The organism is Stutzerimonas sp. LR2 (assembly GCF_055755175.1).
Genome location: NZ_JBVTRR010000006.1, coordinates 259,155 through 284,608, shown reverse-complemented (window position 1 = coordinate 284,608; position 25,454 = coordinate 259,155). Strand labels below are relative to the sequence as shown.

General features: G+C 65.0%; 24 protein-coding genes. 17 read left to right on the top strand and 7 right to left on the bottom strand.

From position 1 onward, the window contains the following. Positions 1-21: 21 nt before the first annotated feature. From ACVRRC_RS20745 to ACVRRC_RS20735, 3 genes are all read left to right on the top strand, one after another. On the top strand, positions 22-804 hold the full coding sequence (locus tag ACVRRC_RS20745) for a class I SAM-dependent methyltransferase (RefSeq protein ID WP_126526102.1): 783 nt from the start codon (positions 22-24) through the stop codon (positions 802-804). 18 nt (positions 805-822) lie between these two features. Beyond that, positions 823-1,086: a TfoX/Sxy family protein gene (locus ACVRRC_RS20740; RefSeq protein ID WP_011914329.1), complete on the top strand. Its 264-nt coding sequence runs from the start codon at positions 823-825 to the stop codon at positions 1,084-1,086. Between the two features lie 112 nt (positions 1,087-1,198). Continuing rightward, positions 1,199-1,996, top strand: a complete 798-nt coding sequence (locus ACVRRC_RS20735) for a Crp/Fnr family transcriptional regulator (RefSeq protein ID WP_013983838.1) — start codon at positions 1,199-1,201, stop codon at positions 1,994-1,996. Positions 1,997-2,217: 221 nt separating this feature from the next. Here ACVRRC_RS20735 and ACVRRC_RS20730 read toward each other — a convergent pair whose 3' ends face one another. The 3 genes from ACVRRC_RS20730 to ACVRRC_RS20720 are packed head-to-tail and all read right to left on the bottom strand — an operon-like array spanning position 2,218 to position 4,918. Further along, positions 2,218-3,102, bottom strand: coding sequence for a ChaN family lipoprotein (locus ACVRRC_RS20730; RefSeq protein WP_472997456.1), 885 nt, complete (start codon positions 3,100-3,102; stop codon positions 2,218-2,220). An 11-nt stretch (positions 3,103-3,113) separates the two neighbouring features. Next, a complete protein-coding gene (locus tag ACVRRC_RS20725) occupies positions 3,114-3,881 on the bottom strand; it encodes a heme ABC transporter ATP-binding protein (protein WP_170800906.1) in 768 nt (255 codons plus the stop codon). After that, positions 3,881-4,918 (bottom strand): FecCD family ABC transporter permease, encoded by a 1,038-nt coding sequence (locus tag ACVRRC_RS20720; protein ID WP_014597566.1) that lies wholly within the window; start codon positions 4,916-4,918, stop codon positions 3,881-3,883. Before ACVRRC_RS20720 ends, ACVRRC_RS20725 begins: the two co-directional genes overlap by 1 nt. A 132-nt stretch (positions 4,919-5,050) precedes the next feature. Between ACVRRC_RS20720 and ACVRRC_RS20715 the strand changes: the two genes are divergently transcribed. The 12 genes from ACVRRC_RS20715 (at position 5,051) to ACVRRC_RS20660 (ending at position 19,814) form a co-directional block, all read left to right on the top strand. Further along, on the top strand, positions 5,051-5,386 hold the full coding sequence (locus ACVRRC_RS20715) for a Rieske (2Fe-2S) protein (RefSeq protein ID WP_013983842.1): 336 nt from the start codon (positions 5,051-5,053) through the stop codon (positions 5,384-5,386). A 31-nt stretch (positions 5,387-5,417) separates the two neighbouring features. Further along, positions 5,418-7,220, top strand: coding sequence for a protein-disulfide reductase DsbD (locus ACVRRC_RS20710; protein ID WP_185750613.1), 1,803 nt, complete (start codon positions 5,418-5,420; stop codon positions 7,218-7,220). Between the two features lie 211 nt (positions 7,221-7,431). Next, positions 7,432-7,875 carry a type II 3-dehydroquinate dehydratase gene (gene aroQ, locus ACVRRC_RS20705; RefSeq protein WP_011914336.1) on the top strand — a complete coding sequence of 148 codons (444 nt, stop codon included), beginning with the start codon at positions 7,432-7,434 and terminating at the stop codon, positions 7,873-7,875. A gap of 76 nt (positions 7,876-7,951) precedes the next feature. Next, entirely contained in the window at positions 7,952-8,410 is a 459-nt protein-coding gene (gene accB / locus ACVRRC_RS20700; protein ID WP_011914337.1) for an acetyl-CoA carboxylase biotin carboxyl carrier protein, read from the top strand. Positions 8,411-8,427: 17 nt separating this feature from the next. Continuing rightward, positions 8,428-9,777, top strand: coding sequence for an acetyl-CoA carboxylase biotin carboxylase subunit (gene accC, locus ACVRRC_RS20695; protein ID WP_011914338.1), 1,350 nt, complete (start codon positions 8,428-8,430; stop codon positions 9,775-9,777). A gap of 151 nt (positions 9,778-9,928) precedes the next feature. Next, positions 9,929-10,810 (top strand): 50S ribosomal protein L11 methyltransferase, encoded by an 882-nt coding sequence (gene prmA / locus ACVRRC_RS20690; RefSeq protein WP_472997455.1) that lies wholly within the window; start codon positions 9,929-9,931, stop codon positions 10,808-10,810. Positions 10,811-10,922: 112 nt separating this feature from the next. Then, positions 10,923-12,158 (top strand): DUF3426 domain-containing protein, encoded by a 1,236-nt coding sequence (locus tag ACVRRC_RS20685; RefSeq protein WP_221292597.1) that lies wholly within the window; start codon positions 10,923-10,925, stop codon positions 12,156-12,158. A gap of 199 nt (positions 12,159-12,357) precedes the next feature. Next, positions 12,358-13,371 (top strand): tRNA dihydrouridine synthase DusB, encoded by a 1,014-nt coding sequence (dusB, locus tag ACVRRC_RS20680; protein WP_019406993.1) that lies wholly within the window; start codon positions 12,358-12,360, stop codon positions 13,369-13,371. Further along, positions 13,368-13,688 (top strand): DNA-binding transcriptional regulator Fis, encoded by a 321-nt coding sequence (gene fis, locus ACVRRC_RS20675; RefSeq protein WP_003279911.1) that lies wholly within the window; start codon positions 13,368-13,370, stop codon positions 13,686-13,688. The genes dusB and fis overlap by 4 nt, the downstream gene beginning before the upstream one ends. Positions 13,689-13,764: 76 nt before the next feature. Then, positions 13,765-15,369, top strand: a complete 1,605-nt coding sequence (purH, locus tag ACVRRC_RS20670; RefSeq protein WP_084899685.1) for a bifunctional phosphoribosylaminoimidazolecarboxamide formyltransferase/IMP cyclohydrolase — start codon at positions 13,765-13,767, stop codon at positions 15,367-15,369. A gap of 234 nt (positions 15,370-15,603) precedes the next feature. Beyond that, positions 15,604-16,896: a phosphoribosylamine--glycine ligase gene (gene purD, locus ACVRRC_RS20665; RefSeq protein WP_472997454.1), complete on the top strand. Its 1,293-nt coding sequence runs from the start codon at positions 15,604-15,606 to the stop codon at positions 16,894-16,896. Positions 16,897-17,012: 116 nt separating this feature from the next. Then, the gene (locus ACVRRC_RS20660; RefSeq protein WP_472997453.1) at positions 17,013-19,814 is read left to right on the top strand and encodes a hybrid sensor histidine kinase/response regulator; all 2,802 of its coding nucleotides are present in this window, start codon (positions 17,013-17,015) and stop codon (positions 19,812-19,814) included. 21 nt (positions 19,815-19,835) lie between these two features. On the opposite strand, the gene ACVRRC_RS20655 is transcribed toward ACVRRC_RS20660, so the two are convergent. Then, on the bottom strand, positions 19,836-21,086 hold the full coding sequence (locus ACVRRC_RS20655; RefSeq protein WP_472997452.1) for a cytochrome P450: 1,251 nt from the start codon (positions 21,084-21,086) through the stop codon (positions 19,836-19,838). A 203-nt stretch (positions 21,087-21,289) separates the two neighbouring features. On the opposite strand from ACVRRC_RS20655, the gene ACVRRC_RS20650 reads away from it, so the two are divergent. Both ACVRRC_RS20650 and ACVRRC_RS20645 read left to right on the top strand, forming a co-directional pair. After that, the gene (locus tag ACVRRC_RS20650) at positions 21,290-22,237 is read left to right on the top strand and encodes a lysylphosphatidylglycerol synthase transmembrane domain-containing protein (protein WP_013983852.1); all 948 of its coding nucleotides are present in this window, start codon (positions 21,290-21,292) and stop codon (positions 22,235-22,237) included. A 109-nt stretch (positions 22,238-22,346) separates the two neighbouring features. Further along, positions 22,347-23,078 (top strand): VC0807 family protein, encoded by a 732-nt coding sequence (locus tag ACVRRC_RS20645; RefSeq protein ID WP_011914347.1) that lies wholly within the window; start codon positions 22,347-22,349, stop codon positions 23,076-23,078. 54 nt (positions 23,079-23,132) lie between these two features. Here the strand turns inward: ACVRRC_RS20645 and ACVRRC_RS20640 are convergent, their stop codons facing one another. The 3 genes from ACVRRC_RS20640 to rfbD form a co-directional block, all read right to left on the bottom strand. Beyond that, entirely contained in the window at positions 23,133-23,219 is an 87-nt protein-coding gene (locus ACVRRC_RS20640; RefSeq protein ID WP_443977743.1) for a small membrane protein YohP, read from the bottom strand. Between the two features lie 91 nt (positions 23,220-23,310). Further along, entirely contained in the window at positions 23,311-24,210 is a 900-nt protein-coding gene (locus tag ACVRRC_RS20635) for an AEC family transporter (protein ID WP_011914348.1), read from the bottom strand. 104 nt (positions 24,211-24,314) lie between these two features. Then, positions 24,315-25,235 (bottom strand): dTDP-4-dehydrorhamnose reductase, encoded by a 921-nt coding sequence (gene rfbD, locus ACVRRC_RS20630; protein WP_019406988.1) that lies wholly within the window; start codon positions 25,233-25,235, stop codon positions 24,315-24,317. Between the last annotated feature and the right edge of the window lie 219 nt (positions 25,236-25,454).

Below are 25,454 nucleotides of genomic sequence, written 5' to 3'. Positions count from 1 at the left end.
ATAACAACCGTGGGAATGCCTATGCCTGCCAGCGAACCCCGCCTCTCCCGAGCCGGAGACAGCGTTCAGCTGTTTTCCAGCCGCTCCGATGACTACGCCCGTTATCGCCCGACCTACCCGGAGGCGCTTTTCGCCTGGCTCGCCAGTCAATGCGAGGCGACCGACAACGCGCTGGACCTGGCCGCCGGGAACGGTCAGGCCAGCCTTCCGCTGAGGAGCCACTTCCGCCAGGTGCTGGCCTGCGATGCCAGCGTCGAGCAACTTGCCGCGGGCGACGGTTGGGCGGACGTACAGCGTTTCGTCGCCCAGGCGGAGCGCCTGCCCCTTCGCAGCGGCCAGCTCGACCTGCTGATCGTCGCCCAGGCACTGCACTGGTTTGCCACGCCGGCGTTTTTCGATCAGGTGCGACAAGCACTGAAACCCGGTGGGCTGTTCTGCGCCTGGTGCTACAGCCTGCTGGAGGTATCGCCGACGCTGGACCCGCTCATTCGACGGCTATACGGGACGACACTCGATGGTTACTGGCCCGCCGGTCGGGCCAGCGTCGATGCCGGCTACAGCGACATCCCACTCCCGTTCGCCCGCACCGATACGCCGGACTTCGCCATCGAAGCGCACTGGAACCTTGCCGAGCTGCTTGGCTACCTGCGCACCTGGTCAGCGGTCAAACAGTGGCAACGCCAACATGGCCGCGACCCCATCGCGCTGCTGGAGCCGGAACTGGCGACCGCCTGGGGGCCACCCCAGCAGCAGCGACCCATCCGCTGGCCGCTGCACCTGCTTGCAGGCTTCCCCAACCGCTAGCACCGCAAGGATGCCGCCATGCACGACGAACTGCTTTCGCTCCGCAATCTCGGCAAGACCTCGGTGCAGTGGCTGCACGCATCGGGCATCCACACTGCTGCGGATCTGCGCCGACTGGGTGCGGTGAGCTCCTATCGCGCGGTGAAGGCACGTGGGTTTGGCGCGTCGAAGGTGCTGCTGTATGCCATCGAAGGCGCCCTGCGAGACGTGCCCTGGCAGCAACTGCCGGCCCCGCTGAAGGAAGAACTGAATCGGAACCTGGGCAGCGAACTCGACAACTAGAGCTAGCTCACAACCTCTGCGCGGCGTGATTTACTCGCTCGCCCGACCAGGCCTATTGTGCGCCGACGTGACCCTGCCAATCGTCTGCCCGTTTCGTTCAAGGATTACCGACATGTATTTACTCGGGGAGCAACCGGCGTACGCCGATCGCCTGATCACTCGCCTCCAAACCATTCCCACCCAGCTGCTGGAAGGTCTGCAGCCATCGGGCCCCAACCTTGAACTCAAACACACCGACGACCTGTGCGCGGAGCTGCCTGCACAGCAGCTGTTCATTATCGAGACCGGGCTGCTGCATGCGCTGATCGATGGCAAGCCACTGTTCTACCTTCAGGAAGGCGACCTGGTCGGTCTGCGCCAGTCGAGCGATCTGCCCGAGTGCCGCTATTGCAGCGACGAGCCCATCAGCCTGGTGCCCTACTCGCGCAACGCCGTATTCCAGCACATCCATGCCGACGAGCACCGCCAGGAGTTGTTCACTCAGTACCTGATCGGTCACACCGCGTTGCTGGGCGACGCCCTGGCGCGCCTCAAGCAGCCGGAGATCCGCCCCGCTACCGGCTTCAAGCATTTCGCCGTAGGTGAGGAGCTCATTCGCCAGGGCGACGAAGCGGACAATGTATTCATCATCATCGAAGGCCACGCCGAAGCCATCGTCGACGGACAGAAGGTTGGCGACGTACAGAAGGACGAGATCTTCGGGGCCATGGCGGTGTTCACCCGCGAGCGGCGCAGCGCAACCGTGGTCGCCAGCGAGCCATGCACTGTCATGGTCATTCCCAAGGAACAGTTCCTCGGCCTGACGCAAAGCAACCCGCGCATCGCCCACAGCCTGATCGAGAGCATGGCCCGACGCATCGACCTGCTGAACAAGGAAGTCACTCACCTGCGGGTCAACGTCGCCGTCTAGCGATCCGCTCGTCGCGGCCGCACATATATTTTTACGAATGCCTGTTGACGCAGAAATGAGAATTGTTATTATTATCGCAACTGATCGCGAGGTCAGCCGATAGCTGAAGGCTCAGGCAGTCGATCCTTCAGGTTATCTCCTCATCAGGCTAATCACGGTTTTGACCCGGCTCTGCCGGGTCTTTTTTTGCCTGTCTTCTGCTCGCGGCAGATAAGGCAGCGCTATTTGCCGCGCTGCCGCAGTTGCTCGCAATGATCCTGCTCTGGTTGTGCCGGTGTATACCAGACGAAGTCTGCCTGCTCGGCGGATACCCTCTCGCCGACCTCGGCAAGCATCAGCACCGTGACAGGCATGTCTGCCAGATCCTCGATATGCAGCGGCACTCCCAGGTCACGCCGCACATGGAACGCCCCCGCCAGCAGCATCGCGGGCTTTGGCGCCGCGAGCAGACGTTCGGCCATGCGTCGATCACGCTGCTGTTGCACCGCCAGCATCGCCGGCAGCTGGCTTGCCGGCAGCATGCCGCAATGCGAGGTTTCGATCTGCGCGAGCAGAGCATCCCTCACCGTGGTCGTTGCCGAAGCGCGCCCCTGCAACCGGGGAGCGGCCCGGTAGATGGACATGATCTCGTCGCGTCCGAGATTTGCCTGCAACAGCGGATAGGACTGCATCAGCGCATGGCTGACCAAAGGCCCGTAGAGGTTCCAGTCCCAGCCCTTCTGCCAGTCCAGCGCCTGGGCAAGATCGCCCGGTGCATGGCCCGCGCGAAGGTCTCGACGCACACTGTCGACACGCGCCTGCTGGCCGGGCTCGAGCATTTCCAGCAGCAGGCTGCCCTGCGGGCGTTGCTGCTCCAGCGCCTGCAGCAGCCAGAGCTGCAGCGCATGGTGATCGGGATTGTCGTGGCGCTCGCCGACCAGCAGGGCCTCGCTGTCCTGCAACCTGGCGACGAGCTGAGCCGGGGTCAGCACAGCGTCATTGCGCAGATCGACGATAAGGCCGAGATCGGCGTGGTCCCGCCCTTCCGGACCCTGCCATTCGGGCAGCGGTGGCAGTACGCTACAAGCGCTCAGCAAGACCACTGTCACTAAAACGATGATGCGCACCACAGACCTCCTCAACGGGCGATGACCAGGGGGTGACCTCGTTCCGGATGCCGCTGGACCAGCACATCCAGGCCGAACACGTCTCGCAGCGGCGCCTCGCGCAGCACCTCGTCCGGCGCGCCGGCGATCTGAGCGCGACCGTTCTTGAGCAGCAACAGGCGATCACAGTAACGGGCAGCCAGATTCAGGTCATGCAGGATCACCAGCGCGGCGCCGCCCTGCTCGGCGAAACCCCGAACCGCCTGGAGGATGCTGTGCTGATGTGCCGGGTCGAGCATCGAGGTGGGCTCGTCGAGCAGCAGCACGCTGCCCTCGTCCCCCGGCCAGAGCTGCGCCAGCACTCGGGCCAGATGCACCCGCTGGCGCTCGCCACCGGACAGCCGCAGATAGCTGCGCCCGGCCAGATGCTGCGCATCCGCGGCCTGGAGTGCAGCGGCCACGATGCGAGCATCAGCCTGACGGCCGCTGCAATGCGGCAGGCGCCCCATCGCGACCACATCCTCGACCTGGAAGGCAAAGCTCAGCGTCGAACTCTGCGGCAATACCGCCAGGCAACGCGCCCGCTCGCGATCCGACCAGCCTTCAAGCGCTCGTCCATGCAGCATGACCTGCCCTCTGGCGGTTTTCAGCTCGCCGGACAGAGCCTCCAGCAAGGTGCTCTTGCCCGCTCCGTTCGGGCCGAGCACACCCGACACCTGTCCCGCCTGCAAGCGCAGAGAAACCCCATCCAGCGCCGTGATGCCACCACGCCTTACCGTCAGATCGCTGCCAACCAGCATCAAACACGCTCCCGGAGCAGCAGGAACAGAAAGAACGGCGCGCCGAGCAGCGCCGTGACGATGCCGATCGGCAACTCGGCAGGTGCGATCACCAGCCGCGCGGCGACATCCGCCAGCAACAGCAAAGTGGCGCCGGCGAGCGCCGAGGCCGGCAAGAGCAGCCGATGATCCGGCCCCACCAGCAGACGCATCAGATGCGGGACGACCAGGCCGACGAAGCCGATCAGGCCCGCGGCAGCAACGGCCGCGCCGACACCCAGCGCGGTACAGACCACCAGCTCGCGCTTGATGCGCTCGACGTCGAAACCCAAATGGCGCGCCTCAGATTCGCCTAGCAAGAGTGCATTCAACGCAGTTGCGCGGCGTGGCAGCCAACCGCCGACGGCAAGCGTGATCAGCAACAGCGGCCATAGCCCCGCGTAGCTGGCGCCGTTCAGGCTGCCGAGATTCCAGAAGGTCAGTGAGCGCAACGTGGTGTCGTCGGCAAGATAGGTGAACAGGCCGACAATGGCACCGGCCAGCGCGGTCAGGGCGATACCCGCCAGCAGCATGGTGGCGACGCGGGTCTGCCCGTCGCGCCGCCCCAGCCGATACACCAGCAAGGTCACCGCGAGGCCGCCGAGGAAGGCGAACATGGACAGCACATAGGGCTGCCAGACCTGCGGCAGCGCGGGCACGAAGGTGCTGCCGACGATCGCGGCAGCCGCACCGAGCGCGGCGCCGCTGGACACCCCGACGAGCCCGGGATCGGCCAAGGGGTTGCGAAAGAGTCCCTGCATCGCCACGCCGCACAGGGCCAGCACGGCACCTGCGGCGCAGCCGAGCAGCGTACGCGGCAGCCGGATCTGGCCCAGGATCAGCTCTGCCTGCTGCAGACCATCATGTCCGATCGGCAGTCCCAGCAGACGCAGCGCCGCCAGCGCGGTGTCGTCCAGCGCCAGGCTCAACGGACCCAGCGCCAACGACAGCCAGACGGCTGCCAGCAACAGCACGCTGAGTACGACAAACAGAATACGTACGGGAACCCGAGTGCCCATCAGGGATGCTTCGCCAGGCGGATGAGGGGCGAAGGATAAGAGCGTGTCGGCGGCGCCGCCACCCCGCGGTTAGCATCGGGCTGCGCACGAGCGGTGCTTGCGGGATAATCGCCGTTCCTGCGAGAGGTCAAGATGATTCGATTGTGCGCAACATCCGAACTGCCGGAAGGGCAGAGCCGCGGTTTCACCGCAGGCGAACTGCAGATCATCGCGGTTCGCCGGGATGGCCGGGCCTACCTGTACGAGAACCGCTGCCCGCACCGGGGCGTGCCGCTGGAATGGCTGCCCGACCGGTTCCTCGACGACAGCGGCAGCCTGCTCCAATGCGCCACCCATGGCGCACTGTTCCTCATCGAATCGGGCGAATGCGTGGCGGGCCCCTGCGCCGGGCAATCGCTACGGCCACTGGATGCGATCGAGCGGGACGACAGCATCTGGTTGCAAACTGTCAGGCAGAGCGACAGTTGAGCACGGGCGCCGAGCTCCGGGCTTGGGTATCATGCCGCCACAGCTTTACCGTGAGATCGCCATGCTTCGCCTGTTGAGTCTGCTGCTTCTGCTCTTCGTGTTACCCGCCAACGCCGGCCTGTTCGACAACAAGCCCAGCGCGAGCTTCGGCGGGCTGAACAACAGCAGCGACTTTCTGCCGGTACGCGAGGCGTTCAAGCTGAGCCTGGTCGAGGCGTCCCCCGAGCGGATCACCCTGCGCTTCGTCGCCGCCGAAGGCTACTACCTCTACCGCCACCGCTTCGCCTTCCAGAGCAGCGACGCGGACGTCACCCTCGGCGAACCACGCATGCCCGATGGCGTCGCCAAGGTGGATGACTATTTCGGCGAGATCGAAGCCTATTACGGCGTTCTCGATATCGAGCTACCGGTAACCAACACCGAAAACCGCCCCTTTACCCTGCAGGTCACCTATCAGGGCTGCGCCGACAAGGGGCTTTGCTACCCACCGGAAACCGAATCGATCACGATCGGCGATGGCGCGGCACCAGGCTCCGCGGCCGCGGCCGCGGGCAGCGAGGCCAACCAGCGCGATGTGTCCTGGCGCTCGATCGCGCTGTTCTTCCTCGCCGGGCTAGGCCTGACCTTCACCCCATGCGTGCTGCCGATGCTGCCGATCCTCACCGGGGTGGTCTTGCGCGGCCAGCCCGGCGGCATGCGCAGCTTCCTGCTGTCGGTGACCTATGTACTGCCGATGGCCGGCGGTTTCGCCGTACTCGGCGCACTGATGGGCGTGTTCGGTGCCGAGCTGAATCTGCAGGCACGCCTGCAGTCGGCGTGGATTCTCGTGCCCTTCGCACTGTTCTTCGTGGTCTTCGCGCTGGCCATGTTCGGCCTGTTCGAGCTGCGCCTGCCGCAGGCCTTGAGCGGCCGCCTCGACCGTCTGGCCGGCAGCGCCCGCGGCGGTTCGTTCACTGGCGCCGCGATGCTGGGCGCGGTGTCCAGCCTGCTGGTATCGCCGTGCGTCTCCGCACCGCTGGCCGGTGCACTGCTCTATATCAGCGCTAGCGGCGACGCCGTGGGCGGCGGGCTGAAGCTGTTCGCCCTGGGCCTGGGCATGGGCGCGCCTCTGGTGTTGTTCGCCACCGGTGGTGGAGCCCTGTTGCCCAAGAGTGGGCCCTGGATGGTCGGCGTGCGCAACCTCTTCGGCGTGCTGCTGCTGGCCGTTGCGATCTGGATGCTCGAGCGCGTCCTGCCAGGCCCCATCGCCCTGGCACTCTGGGGGTTGTTGGCGGCGGGCAGCGCGCTGTTCCTCGGCACCCTGGAGCTCACCAGCAAGACGCCTCGTCAGAAGCTTGCCCAGCTGCTCGGCCTGGCCCTGCTGGTCTACGCCCTTGCCACCTGGGTCGGCGCTTTGCAAGGCGGCTCCGATCCGCTGCGGCCGCTGCCGATGGCCAGCGGCAGCGCGCCGGGCAGCCAGGCCGGCGAAGGTTGGCATACCGTTTCCACGCCTGCGGAATTGGACGCGCAACTGGCCGCTGCCCGTGCCGCCGGCCAGCCGCTGATGCTGGACTGGTATGCCGATTGGTGCATCAGCTGCAAGGTCATCGAACGCGAGGTCTTCGCCAATCCGCAGGTGGCTCCGCGCCTGACCGACTATCGTCTAATCCGCTTCGATATCACCGAGAGCAATGCCGCCCAGCGCAGTCTGCTGGACCGCTACAAACTGTTCGGCCCGCCCGCCATCCTGTTCTTCGGTGGCGACGGAAAAGAGCTGAACGAGGTCCGCGTAGTCGGCGAGATAGACGCCTCCGGCTTCGCCGAGCGACTGGATCGAGCAGCAGCTCTGCGCTAGGTGCGGAGCGCAATCCCCGCGCTTTGTCGCAGATACTCGAGACATCCTCGCGGCCGACGAATGATTGCCGGAATCTTCAGACATAATGCGGGCATTTCCTTCGATCGCGACATGACTGGACAGTCAGCCCTCGCCTGGGGCATAGTTTTTCCCCTCTCGCGACCCGGCCTGCCCCGCCGCGTCGGCGTACCCAGAAAAACAAGGAACACCCATGGCCACCCTACTGGTCCTGCACGGCCCCAACCTCAATCTGCTTGGCACCCGCGAGCCCGGTGTCTATGGCGCGGTGACGCTGGCGCAGATCAATCAGGATCTGGAGCAGCGCGCCCGTGCCGCGGGCCATCATCTGCTCCATCTGCAATCGAATGCCGAGTACGAGCTGATCGAGCGCATCCATGCCGCGCGCAGCGAAGGCGTGGACTTCATCCTGATCAATCCCGCGGCATTCACTCACACCAGCGTCGCATTACGTGACGCATTGCTGGCCGTGAGCATCCCATTCATCGAAGTGCACCTGTCCAACGTGCACAAACGCGAACCTTTCCGCCATCACTCCTATTTCTCCGACGTAGCGGTAGGGGTGATCTGCGGCCTTGGCGCCAGCGGTTACCGACTGGCCCTGGAGGCCGCCCTGGAACAACTCGCTGCTTCCTGATGGGCTCGACGCAGGTGTCGAGTCTTGAAGAAGCGAGCAGCAATGCCCTTTGAACTTACCTGGGAGTCAACGCTTCATGGATATTCGCAAAGTCAAGAAACTGATCGAACTGCTGGAAGAGTCCGGTATCGACGAACTGGAAATCCACGAGGGTGAAGAGTCGGTACGCATCAGCCGTCACAGCAAGCAGGTCGCGATGCAGCAGCCGATCTACGCACAGGCTCCGGCCGCACCGGCGCCTGCTCCGGCCGCCGCTGCCGCCCCGGCTGCTGACGCTGCTCCTGCCGCACCCAAGCTGAACGGCAACGTGGTCCGCTCGCCGATGGTCGGCACCTTCTACCGCGCCTCCTCGCCGGAATCCAAGCCGTTCGTCGAAGTCGGTCAGAGCGTGAAGAAGGGCGACATCCTCTGCATCGTCGAAGCCATGAAGATGATGAACCACATCGAGGCCGAGATCAGCGGCACCATCGAATCCATCCTGGTGGAGAATGGTCAGCCGGTCGAATACGACCAGCCGCTGTTCACCATCGTTTGAACCGCGGAGAGCCAGCGATGTTGGAAAAAGTACTGATCGCCAACCGCGGCGAGATCGCCCTTCGTGTCCTGCGCGCCTGCAAGGAACTGGGCATCAAGACCGTGGCGGTGCACTCCACTGCCGACCGTGACCTGATGCATGTGTCGCTGGCCGACGAGTCCGTGTGCATCGGCCCGGCCTCCTCCGCCCAGTCCTACCTGAGCATTCCGGCCATCATCGCCGCTGCCGAGGTCACTGGTGCCGACGGCATCCATCCCGGTTACGGGTTCCTCGCCGAGAACGCCGACTTCGCCGAGCAGGTGGAAAAATCCGGCTTCACTTTCATCGGCCCGACTGCCGACGTTATCCGCCTGATGGGCGACAAGGTGTCGGCCAAGGACGCCATGAAGCAGGCCGGCGTGCCGACCGTTCCGGGTTCTGACGGCCCACTGCCGGAAGACGAAAAGGAAGCGCTGCGCATCGCCCGCGAAGTGGGCTACCCGGTGATCATCAAGGCCGCCGGTGGCGGTGGTGGCCGCGGCATGCGTGTGGTGCACAAGGAAGAGGACCTGATCGCCTCGGCCAAGCTGACCCGCAACGAAGCCGGCGCCGCCTTCGGCAACCCGATGGTCTACCTCGAGAAGTTCCTCACCAATCCACGCCACGTGGAAATCCAGGTGCTGGCCGACGGCCAGGGCAATGCGATTCACCTGGGCGACCGCGACTGCTCGCTGCAGCGCCGCCACCAGAAGGTGATCGAGGAAGCCCCAGCCCCGCTGATCGATGAAGAAGCCCGCCGCAAGGTCCAGGCCCGCTGCGTCAAAGCGTGCATCGACATCGGCTATCGCGGCGCAGGTACCTTCGAGTTCCTCTATGAAGATGGCAACTTCTACTTCATCGAGATGAACACCCGTGTACAGGTGGAGCACCCGGTCACCGAGATGGTCACCGGCATCGACATCGTCAAGGAAATGCTGCTGATCGGTGGCGGCCAGAAGCTGTCGATCAAGCAGGAAGACGTGGTCATCCGCGGCCATGCCGTCGAATGCCGCATCAACGCCGAAGACCCGCGTACCTTCATGCCCAGCCCGGGCAAGGTGAAGCATTTCCATGCGCCCGGCGGCAACGGCGTGCGCGTCGACTCGCACCTGTACGACGGCTACTCGGTACCGCCGCACTACGACTCGCTGATCGGCAAGCTGATCACCTTCGGCGCGAACCGTGACGAGGCCATGGGCCGGATGCGCAACGCGCTGGACGAACTGATCGTCGACGGCATCAAGACCAACGCCCCGCTGCATCGCGATCTCGTACGCGATCCAGGCTTCTGCAAGGGCGGCGTGAACATCCATTACCTGGAGAAGAAACTGGGTATGGACAAGCACTGAGCCTCGGCTCGGCATGACAGGGGCTGCCTTCGGGCGGCCCTTGTCGTTTCTGCGCCCCCCGCCCGACCGTTTGGGGCAAACCGCGCTGGCCGCCGCCCCCGCTGCTCCAGTAAGCTTGCCCGCTTTCCGCGACCCAACTCGAGAGGCCTTCATGTCCTGGCTGCAGATCCGACTCGCCATCACCCCCGATCAGGCCGAAGCGCTGGAAGACCAGCTGCTGCAGCTGGGTGCGGTCTCGGTCACCTTCATGGATGCCGAAGACCAGCCGATCTTCGAGCCGGACCTCAATACCACGCCGCTCTGGTCGCATACGCACCTGCTGGCACTGTTCGAGGCCGATACCGATCCCGACGCGCTGCTCGCCCATCTGCAGCTTCTGCGCGGCGGTGGCCTGCCCGAGCATCAGACCGAGGTGATCGAGGACCAGGATTGGGAACGCAGCTGGATGGACAACTTCCAGCCAATGCGCTTCGGACGTCGCCTGTGGATCGTGCCCAGCTGGCACGCCGCACCGGAGCCGGACGCGGTCAACCTGCTGCTCGATCCCGGCCTGGCCTTCGGCACCGGCACCCACCCCACCACCGCGCTGTGCCTGGAATGGCTTGACGCACAAACACTGGACGACCGGTCACTGCTCGATTTCGGCTGCGGTTCGGGAATCCTCGCGATCGCTGGCCTGCTGCTGGGTGCTCGCCAGGCCGTGGGCACCGATATCGATCCGCAGGCGCTGGAGGCTTCGCGCGACAATGCCGAGCGCAATGGAATCGCCCCGGAGCGCTTCACCCTCTACCTGCCCGAACAGCTGCCGCAGGAACCGGCCGACGTAGTGGTTGCCAACATCCTTGCCGGGCCGCTCGTCTCACTGGCGCCGCAGATCACCGCTCTGGTCAAGCCGGGCGGCAGGCTGGCGCTGTCCGGCATCCTCGCCGAACAGGCCGACGAGGTTCGCGGGGCTTACAGCGGCGCCTTCGACCTCGACCCGACCGCCGACAAGGACGGCTGGGTACGCATCAGCGGCGTTCGTCGCAGCTGATGTGCAGCGGCATGCGATCGTCCCCGCACACTTGGACAGCAGGCGCGGCGGCCACTGCCGCTGCGCCGCCGGCTTGCGCTAGACTAGCCGGCACCTCCGCGCGGAAACACGCATGACCAGCTTCATCACCCAGTGCCCCAACTGCAGCACCCGCTTTCGCATCAGCCGCAGCCAGCTCCGCGCGGCCCATGGAGCAGTGCGCTGCGGCGCCTGCCTGGAAGTCTTCAATGCAGTCCACCATCTGCTGCGTGACGAGCTGAGCCCGGCCCCGGGGCAGGTTGCGGCGACCACCGCCGCGCAGGCGGAGACTCCGCGCCCGGTCGCAGCCACGCCCGGCGCCGCGCCGACCAGCAAGGCCGATGAAACCCTGTGGATTCACGATGACCTGGATCTGGACAGCCTCGATCTGGACGAGGAACTGGCCAAACTGGAGCAGCAGGAGCGCGAACTGTCGCAGGACCTGCTCAGCCTGGAAACCCGCAGCGGCTCGACGAAGACCGCGCGGGCGTCGGATGCCGCCACCAGCGAGCACGACGAAAGCTGGGCGGAAATCCTGCTGAATGCCGAGCAGACCGCCACGTCCGCCGTACCTGGGAGTGATGGGCCAGTCAGCTTCACCCCGGTCACCGCCGATACCCCGCAGCCACCGAGCCCGCTTGCGGTCAGTGCCCGGCCGCTGTCGGCCGCCAAGGCGCAACAGGCACGCAGCGAACGTGTCGAGCCAGCCCTGAGCCTGCCGGACACCGAGCCCCTCGATCGGCCCGATGACCCTGTCATCCCCCAGCGTGAACCCGAACTGCGCGGCGAGCCGCTGTTCGAACTCGACGACGAGCCGCTGCAACTGGACTGGCAGGAACGCAAGAAACCCTGGGGACGCTGGCTCGGCTGGGGCACGCTGAATCTGCTCGCGGTGCTCGCGCTGGGTGCGCAATACGTCGTCTACAACTACGACGAGCTGTCGCGCCAGCATCAGTACCGCCCCTGGTTCGAGCGTATCTGCCCGACCCTCGGCTGCGAACTGCCGGCCCTGGTCGATATCGGCCAGATCAAGAGCAGCAACCTGGTCGTACGCAGCCACCCTGAGTTCACCGGAGCACTGGTGGTCGATGCGATCCTCTACAACCGCGCCCCCTTTGCACAGCCCTTTCCGCTGCTGGAAATCCGCTTCGCCGACCTGAACGGCAAACTGCTGGCCAGCCGCAGCTTCAAACCCAGCGAGTACCTGTCCGGCGAGCTAGCCGGCCAGACGATCATGCCGCCGCAGGTCCCGATCCACATTGCCCTGGACATCCTCGACCCCGGCGCGAAGGCGGTGAACTACAGCCTGGGCTTCCATTCTCCGGACTAGCTGCCCCCCTCGATCCCGGCCGGTGGCCGGCCCCCCCTCGACATGGGTCAGCCGTTATCCAAACTCTCGGCGATAACGCGGCCGCTGTTCAGAATTTGTTCAAAACAGCCTTTAACCCGTCATGCGTAGCGGGTATTATGCCCACCCTTTTTTGCAGTCCCGATCGACCTAACAAGCAGGCCCCAAGCAGGGAATCTTCATGTCAGCGGTACGCATCGGCCCCTACACCTTGACGAATCGGTTGATTCTCGCGCCCATGGCGGGCGTGACCGATCAGCCGTTCCGCCAGTTGTGCCGCCGCTTCGGCGCGGCCCTGGTGGTCTCGGAAATGCTCACCAGCGATGTGCGCCTGTGGAACAGCCGCAAGTCGCGGTTACGCATGCCCCATGCCGACGAACCCGAGCCACGCTCGGTGCAGATCGCTGGCGGCGACCCGCAGATGCTCGCCGAAGCGGCGCAGCGCAACGTCGAGCTGGGCGCACAGATCATCGATATCAACATGGGTTGCCCGGCAAAGAAGGTCTGCAACAAGGCCGCCGGTTCGGCGCTGATGCGCGATGAGCGGCTGGTCGCGGACATTCTCGAGGCCGTGGTCGCCGCGGTGGATGTGCCGGTGACGCTGAAGATCCGCACCGGCTGGGACCGCCAGAACAAGAATGGCGCGACCATCGCCCGCATCGCCGAACAGTCCGGCATCGCGGCGCTGGCAGTGCACGGGCGCACCCGCGCCGACCTGTATACCGGCGAGGCCGAATACGACACCATCGCCGCCATCAAGCAGGCGGTGTCGATTCCGGTGTTTGCCAACGGCGACATCGATTCGCCGCATAAGGCGGCCAGGGTGCTCCAAGTCACTGGGGCCGATGGCCTGCTGATTGGACGTGCGGCGCAGGGTCGCCCATGGATCTTTCGCGAAGTGGAGCATTATCTGCGCACCGGCGAGTTGCTCGCGGCGCCGACGCTGGGCGAGGTCGAAAGCACCCTGCTGGAACATGTTCAGGCGCTGCACGAATTCTATGGCGAGGTGATGGGAGTTCGTATCGCCCGCAAGCACGTGGGTTGGTATCTCGCAACACTGCCGGGCGCGCGGGACTTCCGCGCCCGTTTCAATCATCTGGAAGACAGGGATGCGCAAGGCTCCAGCATCCGGCAATTCTTTGCCGAACAACGCTCTGGGCCTGGCTCGGTGGATGGAACAGAGGTGGCCGCATGACGCTGTTGAATGAAACATTGGTAAGTGGAACAACATCCGTGAGTGACAACGTGAACCTCAAGCAGCACCTGAACACGCCGAGCGAAGCAGGGCAGACGTTGCGCGGCAGCGTCGAGAAGGCGCTGCACAACTATTTCGCCCGTCTCGAAGGTGCCGACGTCACGGACGTTTACAACCTCGTGCTCTCCGAAGTGGAGGCGCCGCTGCTGGAAACCGTGATGCATTACGTGAAGGGCAACCAGACCAAGGCATCCGAGCTGCTCGGCCTGAATCGCGGCACCCTGCGCAAGAAACTCAAACAGTACGACCTGCTCTGAAGCGACAGCTGGCAGACACGGTCGCCCGGTCCTGCCAGCTTCGCGGCCTCAAGCCTGTAGCCTCTAGGAACCGTCAATGACCGACCAAACCACCCGCCTTCCCGTGCGCCGCGCGCTGATCAGCGTGTCCGACAAGACCGGCGTCGTCGACTTCGCCCGTGAACTCGAAGCCCTTGGCGTCGAGATCCTGTCCACCGGTGGCACCTTCAAGCTGCTGCGCGAGAATGGCATCGCCGCCATCGAGGTCGCCGACTACACCGGCTTCCCGGAAATGATGGATGGCCGGGTGAAGACCCTGCATCCGAAGATCCACGGCGGCATCCTCGGCCGTCGTGATCTGGACGGTGCGGTCATGGCCGAGCACGGCATCGCGCCGATCGATCTGGTGGCGGTCAACCTCTACCCGTTCGCCGCCACCGTGGCCAAGCCCGGTTGCACCCTGCCGGACGCCATCGAGAATATCGATATCGGCGGCCCGACCATGGTCCGCAGCGCGGCGAAGAACCACAAGGATGTCGCCATCGTGGTCAACGCCGAGGACTACGCGGCAGTGGTCGACAACCTGAAGAACGGCGGGCTGACCTATGCCCAACGCTTCGACCTGGCGCTCAAGGCGTTCGAACACACCGCCGGCTATGACGGCATGATCGCCAACTACCTCGGCGGCATCGACCAGAGCACCGAGCAGCTCAGCACCGACAACCGCAGCCTGTTCCCGCGCACCTACAACATGCAGTTCATCAAGGCGCAGGACATGCGCTACGGTGAGAACCCGCACCAGCAGGCCGCCTTCTACGTCGAAAAGCCGGACGAAGCCTGCGTCGCCACCGCCAGGCAATTGCAGGGCAAGGAGCTGTCGTTCAATAACGTGGCCGACACCGACGCCGCGCTGGAATGCGTGAAGAGCTTCACCAAGCCGGCCTGCGTGATCGTCAAGCATGCCAACCCCTGCGGCGTCGCGGTGGTTCCGGAAGACGAAGGCGGCATCCGCAAGGCCTACGACCTGGCCTACGCAACCGACAGCGAGTCGGCCTTCGGCGGCATCATCGCCTTCAACCGCGAGCTGGACGGCGAAACCGCCCAGGCCATCGTCGAGCGTCAGTTCGTCGAGGTGATCATCGCGCCCAAGGTTTCTCAGGCCGCGCGCGACGTCGTCGCCAGCAAGGCCAACGTGCGCCTGCTCGAATGCGGCGAGTGGCCGGCCGAGCGCAGCCCGGGCTGGGACTACAAGCGCGTCAATGGCGGCCTGCTGATCCAGAGCCGTGACATCGGCATGATCACCGAGGCGGACCTCAAGATCGTCACCCAGCGCGCACCGACCGAGCAGGAGATCCACGACCTGATCTTCGCCTGGAAAGTGGCCAAGTTCGTCAAGTCCAACGCCATCGTCTACGCCAAGAACCGCCAGACCGTCGGTGTCGGCGCCGGCCAGATGAGCCGCGTCAACTCCGCGCGCATCGCCGCGATCAAGGCCGAACACGCCGGTCTGCAGGTGCAGGGCGCGGTCATGGCTTCCGATGCCTTCTTCCCGTTCCGCGACGGCATCGACAACGCAGCCAAGGCCGGCATCACCGCAGTGATCCAGCCGGGTGGCTCGATGCGCGACAACGAAGTGATCGCCGCGGCCGACGAAGCCGGTATTGCCATGGTGTTCACCGGCATGCGCCACTTCCGCCACTGATGGTGGCTTGACCGCACTGAAGCGCCCTTCTGCGGCGTTGGCGGCGGACTCGCCGATGCTCATTGCCATCTAGGCAACTGCGCTCGTCGAGCCCGCCGCCTTGCATCCAGACGCTTCATCGCGCCCCGACAGATTTGAATAGGCCGGGCACAGCCCGACACCGGACTCCTAGGGTGGAAAACCGCGCAGCGTTTTCCACCGATGGGCCGCAAGCCACTCCCCCAGGAGGGACACATGAACGTACTGATCATCGGTAGCGGCGGCCGCGAGCATGCCCTGGCCTGGAAGGTCGCGCAGGACCCACGCGTCGCCAAGGTATACGTCGCCCCCGGCAACGCAGGCACCGCCACTGAAGCCAAGTGCGAGAACGTCGCCATCGACGTGCTGGCCATCGAGCAACTGGCGGACTTCGCCGCGGCCAACGTGCAGCTGACCATCGTCGGACCGGAAGCGCCGCTGGTCAAAGGTGTGGTCGATCTGTTCCGCTCGCGCGGGCTGGACATCTTCGGCCCCACCGCTGCCGCCGCGCAGCTGGAAGGCTCCAAGGCCTTCACCAAGGATTTCCTGGCGCGTCACGCCATCCCGACCGCCGACTATCAGAACTTCACCGAAGTCGAACCGGCGCTGGCCTATCTGCGCGAAAAGGGCGCACCGATCGTTATCAAGGCCGACGGCCTGGCGGCCGGCAAGGGCGTGATCGTCGCCATGACCCTGGCTGAAGCCGAGGACGCCGTGCGTGACATGCTCTCCGGCAATGCCTTCGGCGACGCCGGGGCGCGGGTGGTGATCGAGGAGTTCCTCGATGGCGAAGAGGCCAGCTTCATCGTCATGGTCGACGGCGAGCACGTGCTGCCGATGGCCACCAGCCAGGACCACAAGCGCGTCGGCGACGGCGACAGCGGCCCGAATACCGGGGGCATGGGCGCCTATTCGCCGGCTCCGGTGGTCACTGCCGAGGTGCACCAGCGCGTGATGAACGAGGTGATCTACCCGACCGTGCGCGGCATGGCCGCCGAAGGCAACGTCTACACCGGCTTCCTTTATGCCGGGCTGATGATCGACAAGGCCGGCAAGCCTAAGGTCATCGAGTTCAACTGCCGTTTCGGCGACCCGGAAACCCAGCCAATCATGTGCCGCCTGGAGTCCAGCCTGGTGCTGCTGGTCGAGGCCGCGCTGGCCAAGGCGCTGAACAAGGTCGAGGCGACCTGGGACCCGCGACCGACCGTCGGTGTGGTGCTGGCTGCCGGCGGCTACCCGGGCGACTATGCCAAGGGCGACGTGATCGAGGGACTGGACGAAGCAGCCAAGCTGGATGGCAAGGTGTTCCACGCGGGCACCGCTTTGAATGCCGAGGGTCAGGTAGTCACTGCCGGCGGCCGCGTACTCTGTGCCACCGCTATCGGCCGTAGCGTGTCCGAGGCACAGCAGCAGGCCTACCGCCTGGCGGAAAAGATCCGCTGGAATGGCTGTTTCTACCGCAAGGACATCGGCTACCGCGCCATCACCCGCGAGCGTGGCGAGGGTTAAGCTCAGCCTGTCATCAGGAATGCGTGCGGCGCCAGGTTTTATCGCCGTCGCACGCATTACAGGCCGGCTGCGGCATGGCTATAATCCGCCGTCACACTCATGAACGGACTTCTCTAGTGGGTCGGCTCCGGATTGCCATAGCTGTCATCTTCGGCCTGCTGCTGATCAACCTGATCCCGCTGTCGGCCCAGGCTTCCATTGCCCCTTCGCCGGCCCCCGCCACGCTTTCCGCTGATTCCGTACCACAGAACTGGCGCCTGCTGATCGACCAGTCCGGCGGCCTCACGCTGGATGAAGTAGTTTCCCAGCGTGCGCTGTTCCAGCGCCTGGACAAACTTTCCTACAGCGCACCGGCCAGCGATCGGGCGGTCTGGCTGCAGGTCAGCCTGCCGCCACTGACCAAGCCCAAGTGGCTCTGGATGTTCGCACCACGCGCGCAGTATCTGGACTTCTATCTGCTGCGCGACGGCCGACTGGAGCGCCACACAGCGACCGGCGACATGCGCCCGATCAGCGAACGTCCTCTGCCCAGCCGTGCCTACCTGTTCAGCCTGCCCAACGATGGCCAGCCACGTGAGGCCTACATCCGCCTGCAGTCCAGTCACCCACTGATGACCTGGTTCAAGACCGTCGACGAAGCGGGACTGGTGAACCAGAACAAGCCGGCCTATCTGTTCGGTGCGCTGTTCGGCGCGCTCGCGCTGCTGGCGCTCTACAATCTGCTGCGCTTCGCCTACACCCTCAGCTACACCCATATCTGGCTCAGCCTGCTGCACGGTGCGCTGCTGAGCTGCGCCACGGCCAACCTCGGCGTGCTGGCCATATGGCTGCCTTGGTTGACCTACAGCCAGCCGCTGATCGCCGATTTCTCGGCCCTGGCCGCGAGCTGCGCCCTGCTCGGCTACACGCTGGGCTTCTTCAATCAGCGCGGGCGCACCTGGATCACCTGGCTGCTGGGCATCGAACTCAACCTGGTGCTGGCGCTGGCCGCCAGCATCCTGCTTGCTCAATGGCCCTGGTACAGCTGGCTGATCTACTCGCTGGTGCTGGCGGCGGCGTGCAGCGTGCTGGCCGTGGCGAGTTATCACTGGCGGCAAGGCTACAAACCGGCCCGTCTGGTGGTGGCCGGGACGACGCTGTTCGCGCTCGGGATGGTGTTCTTCATGCCAATGCTGCTGGGCTTCGACCAGCTCGATCCGGGCTGGCTCACCGGCGGGCTCTTCAGTCTTGCGACGCTGGCGGGGCTGCTGCTCAGCTTCGCCCTGCTCGAACGGCAGCGGCAACGGCAGTCGGACAGCCGCAGCCAGTACACCGCTGCGGCGGTCAGCACTGCCGAGCTGAAGACCAAGGCCGACTTCCTGTCGAAGATCAGCCATGAGCTGCGTACACCCATGAACGGCGTGCTGGGCATGAGCGAATTGCTGCTGGGCACCTCGCTGTCGGCCAAGCAACGCGACTACGTCCAGACGATTCACAGCTCCGGCAACGAGCTGCTCAACCTGATCAACGAAATCCTCGATATCTCCAAGCTGGAGTCCGGCCAGATCGAACTGGACGAGGTGCAGTTCGACTTCAATGCCTTGATCGAGGACTGCCTGAGCATCTTCCGCGCCAAGGCCGAGCAGCAGAAGGTCGAGCTGATCAGCTTTATCCAGCCGCAGTTGCCGCAAGTGGTCACCGGTGACCCGACCCGCCTGCGGCAGACCCTGCTGAACCTGCTGGAGAATGCCTTCAAGCAGACCGACGAAGGCGAGGTGCTGCTGATCGCGGCGGTCGACGGGCCGACCGAGAGTCCGCGACTGCGCATCACCGTCCAGGACAGCGGCCGTCCGCTGGAGGCCTACGAGCGCGACGCGCTGCTCAACGCCGCGGTAGACAGCCATGACTTCCTCGCGGCGACGCGGCATGGCGGGCGGCTCGGCCTGATCATCGCGCGCCAGCTGGTCCAGCTGATGGATGGCGACTTCGGCATCCAGACCGGGGCCAGCCAAGGCAATACGCTGTGGATCAGCCTGCCCCTGGCCGGCGAGGGTCTGGCACAGAACAACGCGGACCTGGACGGCCCGCTGCAGGGCACGCGCCTGCTGATCGTCGACGACAACGACACCTGCCGCAAGGTACTGCTGCAGCAGTGCAGCGGCTGGGGCCTGGATGTGAGCGCGGTCGCCTCGGGCAAGGAAGCGCTGGCCCTGCTACGGACCAAAGCCCACCTGAAGGAGTACTTCGACGTGGTCCTGCTCGACCAGGACATGCCGGGAATGACCGGCATGCAGCTGGCGAGCAAGATCAAGGAGGACTCCAGCCTCAACCACGACATTCTGCTGATCATGCTCACCGGCATGAGCAGCGCGCCGAGCAAGATCATCGCCCGCAACGCCGGGATCAAGCGCATCCTGGCCAAACCGGTGGCCGGCTACACCCTCAAGACCACTCTGGCCGACGAACTCGCGCAACGCCAGGCAGGCAGCCAGCACCGGCCGAGCCCCACAGCGCAGCCCTTGCCTCCGCTGGAGGTCCCCAGTGACTTCCGCATCCTGGTTGCCGAGGACAACAGCATTTCCACCAAGGTCATCCGCGGCATGCTGAACAAGCTCAACCTGCAACCGGATACTGCCTGCAACGGCGAGGAAGCGCTGGAGGCGATCAAGGCTCAGCCGTACGACCTGGTGCTGATGGATTGTGAGATGCCGGTGCTCGACGGTTTCCAGGCCACGCACCAGTTGCGCGAGTGGGAAGCGCACAATGCCCGGCCGCGTACCCCGGTGGTCGCGCTCACCGCGCATATCCTCAGCGAGCACCGCGAACGTGCCCGAGAGGCCGGCATGGACGGTCACATGGCCAAGCCGGTGGAGCTGTCCCATCTGCGCGAGCTGATCGACCACTGGGTTCGCGTCAAGCAGGCCGAGCACGCCGAATGATGACGTGCCGGCGGCTCAGGATCAGGACGCCCGCGGCCTCACATCGCTGATCAGCAGCCCGCTTTCCGGTTTCGCCGGCATCCGCGAAAGGTCGATCCGCAGGTCCTGCGCCGGCACCGCATAGTCCATCTCCCGAGTCAGCATACGTAGCGCGAGCTTGAGCAGTTCGATCGCCAGCCGCTCGCCCGGGCAGCGATGCCCCTGCGCGGGATCGCCGCCACCCTGAGTCACGAAACTGAAGGCATCGCCCGACCAGTCAACGAAGCGTTCCGGCTGAAAGGCCTCGGGGTCAGTCCAGCGACTCGCCTCGCGATTGGTGCCCCAGAGGTCCAGCATCACGCGCGTGCCGGCCGGGAAGTGATGGCCCTGCCAATCGAAGCCGTCCCGCACCCGCGCGGCCGTGAACGGGAAGAACGCGTGCAGCCGGCGCACCTCCTGGGCGAAAGGCTCGAGCAGTTCGTCCCCGGCGCGCAATCGGTCGCACCAGTGCGGATGCGCCAGCAACTCAAGGGCGGCGTAAGTGATGAAGTAGGCCACCGCAACCGTCGGGCGCAACAGATTGAGCAGCTCGACCGCCGCGATACGGCTGTCCAGCGGTTTGCCGTCCAGGTCCCGATGATGCGCCACGACCATCAGTGCCCGGGTCGGGTCGCCCTGCAGCTCACCGGCACGCACCTGCTCGATCAGGTGCTGCGTCCAGGCCTCGGCCTCGCGACGAGCCTTGCGCGCCGCCAGGTGCCGGGGTCCGATGCCGCCCGCGCCGTCGATCATCTGCGCCAGCTGGTCACGGCGCAGCTCACGCTCGGCGGATGGCAACGGCACTCCGGCCCAGCGGCAGACACTGTCGGTGAGCAGCATCTGCACTTCACCGAGCAGCTGGACTTCGCCCTGTGCCTGCCATTGGCCGATCGCCTGACGCCAGCTCTGCTCGGCCAGGCCGACCAGCTCGTCGACTGCCGCGGCGTCCAGCAGCTGCAGGAACATGCGTTTGCGATGGCGATGCGCCTCGCCATCGAGCCCCTGGACGCCACCCTGTCCGAGCAGCGTCTTCTTCAGCATCCGCGGCATCGCCTTCGCGCGCTGAAAATGGCGCTCGTCATAGAACAGGCGCGCCGCCTGCTCCCCGCTCAGGCAGATGGTGTTCTGCATCAGCAGACGCGCCTGAAAAACATTGCTGTGCAGGCGCTGGCAGCGATCGCGGATGAAGGGATAACCTTCGCCCAGCAGCGCCAGCGAACTATCCAGATGATCATCGCGAGGAATGTCAGTCATGCCGCTCTCCAGTAGCCAGGTCTGCAATCGACAAGCTGGGGCGGGGGACGTTGCCCGAAACAAGGCCCAGGGGTCGGAAACTGAACAAAACTGGCCGGCCGCTGCCGATTACTGGACGAGTCGAAGAAACGGCCAAGGCCTCGATACGCCCATCCGAGCGCGCGCCGTTTCGTCCGAAGGAGCCATGGGATGATGACCCGCCGATGATGAAGAAGAGCGATGTCGCCTGGACCCTCGTTGGGGTCTCGGCTGTGCTGCTGTCCGGCTACTTGCTGTACCACGAGGTTCGCAATATCTCGCTGACCGAGCTGGCCGACAGCCTGCGAGCCATCGGCGCCCGGGGCTGGCTGCTCGCGGCACTGTCGACGCTGGGCGCTTATGTCGCGCTGGCCTGGTATGACCGCATTGCCATGGCCCATCTGGGCAAGACGATTTCTTGGTGGTTCATCGCGCTCTGCTCGTTCACCACCTATGCGCTGGCGCACAACATTGGCGCGTCGGTGTTCTCCGGCGCGCTGGTGCGCTATCGGGCGTATCGCAGCAAGGGCCTGACGCCGCAGGAAATCGGCATTCTGATCGTCTTCTGTTCGCTGACCTTCACCCTCGGCACGCTGCTGGCGGCCGGCGTCGTGCTGATCCTCAAGCCTCAGCTGCTCGATCGCCTGGTCCACAGCGCCGGTTGGGTGTCCCTGGCCATCGGCTGCGGGCTGCTGGCGCTGATAGCACTCTACGTTTTCGGAGCGTGGCGCCAGTTGCCGCCCTGGCGGCTGGGCAAATGGCACATTCAGTATCCGCGCCTGCCGATCGTCGGTCGGCAGCTGCTGGCCGGCCCACTGGAACTGCTCTGCGCGGCGGCGATCATCTATTTCGCGCTACCGGCCGAACACAATCCGGGCTATCTCACGGTGCTCGGGGTGTTTCTCGCGTCCTTCTCGCTCGCGCTGCTGTCCCACGCACCCGGAGGGCTTGGTGTGCTGGAGCTGACGTTCCTTTCGGCGTTGCCGGAGGTGCCCAAGGTGGACGTGCTGGCGGCACTGATCGTCTTTCGCGGTTTCTATCTGCTGCTGCCGTTCGCCCTGGCCATGGTGGTGGTGCTGGTCTTCGAATTCGACCAGTGGCGCAATCGACGCCGCGAAGCGCCGATCCGTTGAGCCGACGGCGGATCGGGAAACACTACGACACCCCATATCGACCAAGATGGTCTGGCGAAGACGCGCCACACAGGCGATCATGCAGCCCTCTTCCGACCTATCCGATGTCATGACCGAAACTGCCCATACCCGCGCCGAACATAAACCGCGCCCGCTGATCGACCTGGCCGTCAGTATCCTGATCCCCTCGCTGATCCTGATGAAACTCAGCGGCGAAGATCGCCTCGGCGCCGATGGTGCCCTGCTGCTCGCCCTGGCCTTCCCGCTGGGCTGGGGGCTTTGGGAGCTGGCCAGATATCGCAAGTTCAACTGGATCGCACTGCTCGGCCTGATCAGCGTGCTACTGACCGGCGGCATCGGCCTGCTGCAGCTGGACACCCAGTGGCTGGCGATCAAGGAAGCGGCGGTGCCGGGCATCATCGGGATCGCGGTACTGGCCTCTACGCGCACCCGCTATCCGCTCATCCGCACGCTGCTGTACAACCCCAAGGTACTCAACGTGGACAAGATCCACGAACAGCTCGAGCGCAACGGCCAGACCGAACACTTCGAGACGCGCCTGTTGCGGGCTACCTACCTGCTCAGCGGCACCTTCTTCTTCTCGTCCTTCATGAACTACGTGCTGGCCAAGTGGATCGTCAACAGCCCGGCAGGCAGCGAGGCGTTCAATGCCGAACTGGGCCGCATGACGCTGCTCAGCTATCCGATGATCGCCATTCCCAGCATGCTGATGATGATGGCGATCTTCTTCTACCTCTGGCGCACCATCCACGGCCTGACCGGCCTGCGCCTCGAAGACATCATGGCTAGCGGAACCCAGGAGCAGGGCGGTAGCAAGTAAACGAAAAAAGGGCTGCCCGGCACGCGCCGAGCAGCCCTTTTAAGCCCCGTCCCGTCAGAACAGCAGCTTGAAGATCCCGATCACCACGATCAGGCCGATGATGAAGATGATGCCCGCGGTTCCGCCAATGAATTTCAGCATGCCGTTCTCTCCCGTTTTTCCAAGTCTGTGATTTTGTGACAGCCCTGGCTCCAGGCCGTTCGACGAAATCCGACCGGGGTAGACGGCGCCGTCAACCTGCGGCCAGCAGCATCCAAAGCGGCAGGCTGACCGCCGCCGCCACGGTGGAAAGGAAGACCGTCGAGCTGACCGCGCGGGTGTCGTCGGAATGTTTCACGAAGGCCAGCACATTGACCCCGCTGGGGCAGGCGGCAAGCAGCACCAGCACGTTTCGCGCATCCTGATTCAGCCCCGGCAGCATACCGCTCAGCCACCAGACAAGGGCCGGGAACAGCGCCAGCTTGATCAGGGTCAGCAGCAGTACCGAAGCGCTCGGCCGCAGCCGATAACGCGACAGACTGATACCCAGCACCATCAGCGCGCAGGGCAGCGCCGCCTGCGCCAGCCAACCGGCGATTCGCCAGAGCGGCTCGGGCAGTTCCAGGCCGGAGAGATTCAGCAGAGCCCCCAGCAGCAGGCCGACGATCAGCGGATTGGCCAGGTTCTTCAACAACGCTGGAACACTGACCTTGTCGCCATCACCGAGCGCCGCATAGAAGCTCTGCAGCGAAAACAGCACCAGGCTGTGGAACACCAGGATGGCGAACACGTATACCAGGCTCTCGGCGCCGAGCAGCGTCGTCACCAGCGGGATGCCGACCAGCACATTGTTCGAGTAGGCGGCCGTGAGACCAAGCGGCGTGGCCCGCCCGGCGCGGCGGTGAGCGACCAGGTTGACCAGCAGGAAAACCAGCAGCACCGGCACGAAGTAGCCCAGAAGGAGCATCGGCGACATGCCATCGCTCAGCTCGGCGCGCGCGATACCGGTGAACAACACCGCTGGCATGAACAGCTTGAAGGTGACGCTGGCCAGCCCGGCAGCACCTTCATTGGTTAGCCACTGACGCCAACCGAACAGATATCCAAGCGTGATCAGACCGAAGATCGGCAGGATCGCCAATACCACTACCATGTGCCCTCCGAGAGCCGAACGTCAGGCCACGCCTTGGCGCGGGGGGCGCAAGAATACACGCTGGGCAGGGAGATCGCACCGGCGGTCCGAGTACCGCCACCGGGTCAGGCGCGGAAGGTCCGCTCCCGCTTGACCGCATTTGCCTCCTGCTGGCGCAGAATTGCCAGCACATCGGCCAGGTCTTCCTGCCAGCGGTGCGGGGCAAGACCGAACGCTGCCTCGAATCGACTGCAATCGAGCACGGACCAGGCCGGTCGCCTGGCCGGCGTCGGATATTGCGCCGTCATGATCGGCGATACCTCGGGCTGCCTGGCGATCAGCCCGGCCGCTTCACCTTGACGGAAGATTTCCACCGCGAAGTCGTACCAGGAGCAGGCAGGCGCGCCGCTGTAGTGGTAGACGCCCCAGGCGAGTTCCGCACCGTCCGCATAGCGCCGGGCCAGCTCGAGCAGCACCGAGGCGATGCTGCCGGCCTGAGTCGGACAGCCGATCTGGTCGCTCACCACACCCAGCGCATCACGCTGGCGCGCCAGGCGCAGCATGGTCTTGACGAAGTTATGCCCATGTACGCCATACACCCAGCTGGTGCGCAGGATCAGATGAGCCGGCAGACAGCTGCGGATCGCCTCTTCACCGGCCAGTTTACTCGCGCCGTAGACGCCGGTCGGACCGGTCTCGTCGCTTTCGGTATAAGGCCGGGTGGCTTCGCCCGAGAACACGTAGTCGGTGGAAATGTGAAACAGCGGAACACCCGCGTGCTTGGCAGCCTCGGCCAGGTGACGCGGACCGTCGCGATTGACCGCATACGCCTGCTCGCCGTGGGACTCGGCATTGTCCACATGGGTATAGGCGGCCGCGTTGATGATCAGCTCGGGACGCTGACGCATCGCGTCGGCCACTTGCTCAGGCTTGGCGATGTCCAGCTGTGCCCGCGCCGGGGCCAGCACATCCAGTCCGAAACGTGACGCCCGCTCCACCAGCTCACGACCAACTTGGCCACCAGCACCGCAAACGAGGATTCGCATTCTTTGTCGCCTCATCGACGACGTTCGCGGCCAGCGCGAACGTCCGAAAATGGTTCTAGCCACGGCATCACGCACGCGTGCGAGGTGTCGCCGCAGGTTCCATCGAAACAGGCAGGAGCGCGTCTTGACGCCGGCTCAAGCGGCGGAGCAGAGCCTGCCCGTGCATGATGGATGTGGTTTCCAGCCACGTTGAGGCCAGACGAAAGGCACTTTGTTCCC

Coding starts and splice junctions, on each gene's coding strand:
- ACVRRC_RS20635 (WP_011914348.1), bottom strand. CDS start 24,210: ATGGTAGTGGTATTGGCGATCCTGCCGATCTTCGGTCTGATCACGCTT.
- dusB (WP_019406993.1), top strand. CDS start 12,358: ATGTCAGCGGTACGCATCGGCCCCTACACCTTGACGAATCGGTTGATT.
- ACVRRC_RS20740 (WP_011914329.1), top strand. CDS start 823: ATGCACGACGAACTGCTTTCGCTCCGCAATCTCGGCAAGACCTCGGTG.
- purH (WP_084899685.1), top strand. CDS start 13,765: ATGACCGACCAAACCACCCGCCTTCCCGTGCGCCGCGCGCTGATCAGC.
- ACVRRC_RS20735 (WP_013983838.1), top strand. CDS start 1,199: ATGTATTTACTCGGGGAGCAACCGGCGTACGCCGATCGCCTGATCACT.
- prmA (WP_472997455.1), top strand. CDS start 9,929: ATGTCCTGGCTGCAGATCCGACTCGCCATCACCCCCGATCAGGCCGAA.
- ACVRRC_RS20710 (WP_185750613.1), top strand. CDS start 5,418: ATGCCGCCACAGCTTTACCGTGAGATCGCCATGCTTCGCCTGTTGAGT.
- ACVRRC_RS20650 (WP_013983852.1), top strand. CDS start 21,290: ATGATGAAGAAGAGCGATGTCGCCTGGACCCTCGTTGGGGTCTCGGCT.
- fis (WP_003279911.1), top strand. CDS start 13,368: ATGACGCTGTTGAATGAAACATTGGTAAGTGGAACAACATCCGTGAGT.
- purD (WP_472997454.1), top strand. CDS start 15,604: ATGAACGTACTGATCATCGGTAGCGGCGGCCGCGAGCATGCCCTGGCC.
- ACVRRC_RS20685 (WP_221292597.1), top strand. CDS start 10,923: ATGACCAGCTTCATCACCCAGTGCCCCAACTGCAGCACCCGCTTTCGC.
- aroQ (WP_011914336.1), top strand. CDS start 7,432: ATGGCCACCCTACTGGTCCTGCACGGCCCCAACCTCAATCTGCTTGGC.
- ACVRRC_RS20745 (WP_126526102.1), top strand. CDS start 22: ATGCCTGCCAGCGAACCCCGCCTCTCCCGAGCCGGAGACAGCGTTCAG.
- ACVRRC_RS20640 (WP_443977743.1), bottom strand. CDS start 23,219: ATGCTGAAATTCATTGGCGGAACCGCGGGCATCATCTTCATCATCGGC.
- accC (WP_011914338.1), top strand. CDS start 8,428: ATGTTGGAAAAAGTACTGATCGCCAACCGCGGCGAGATCGCCCTTCGT.
- ACVRRC_RS20715 (WP_013983842.1), top strand. CDS start 5,051: ATGATTCGATTGTGCGCAACATCCGAACTGCCGGAAGGGCAGAGCCGC.
- ACVRRC_RS20645 (WP_011914347.1), top strand. CDS start 22,347: ATGACCGAAACTGCCCATACCCGCGCCGAACATAAACCGCGCCCGCTG.
- ACVRRC_RS20720 (WP_014597566.1), bottom strand. CDS start 4,918: ATGGGCACTCGGGTTCCCGTACGTATTCTGTTTGTCGTACTCAGCGTG.
- accB (WP_011914337.1), top strand. CDS start 7,952: ATGGATATTCGCAAAGTCAAGAAACTGATCGAACTGCTGGAAGAGTCC.
- ACVRRC_RS20725 (WP_170800906.1), bottom strand. CDS start 3,881: ATGCTGGTTGGCAGCGATCTGACGGTAAGGCGTGGTGGCATCACGGCG.
- ACVRRC_RS20655 (WP_472997452.1), bottom strand. CDS start 21,086: ATGACTGACATTCCTCGCGATGATCATCTGGATAGTTCGCTGGCGCTG.
- rfbD (WP_019406988.1), bottom strand. CDS start 25,235: ATGCGAATCCTCGTTTGCGGTGCTGGTGGCCAAGTTGGTCGTGAGCTG.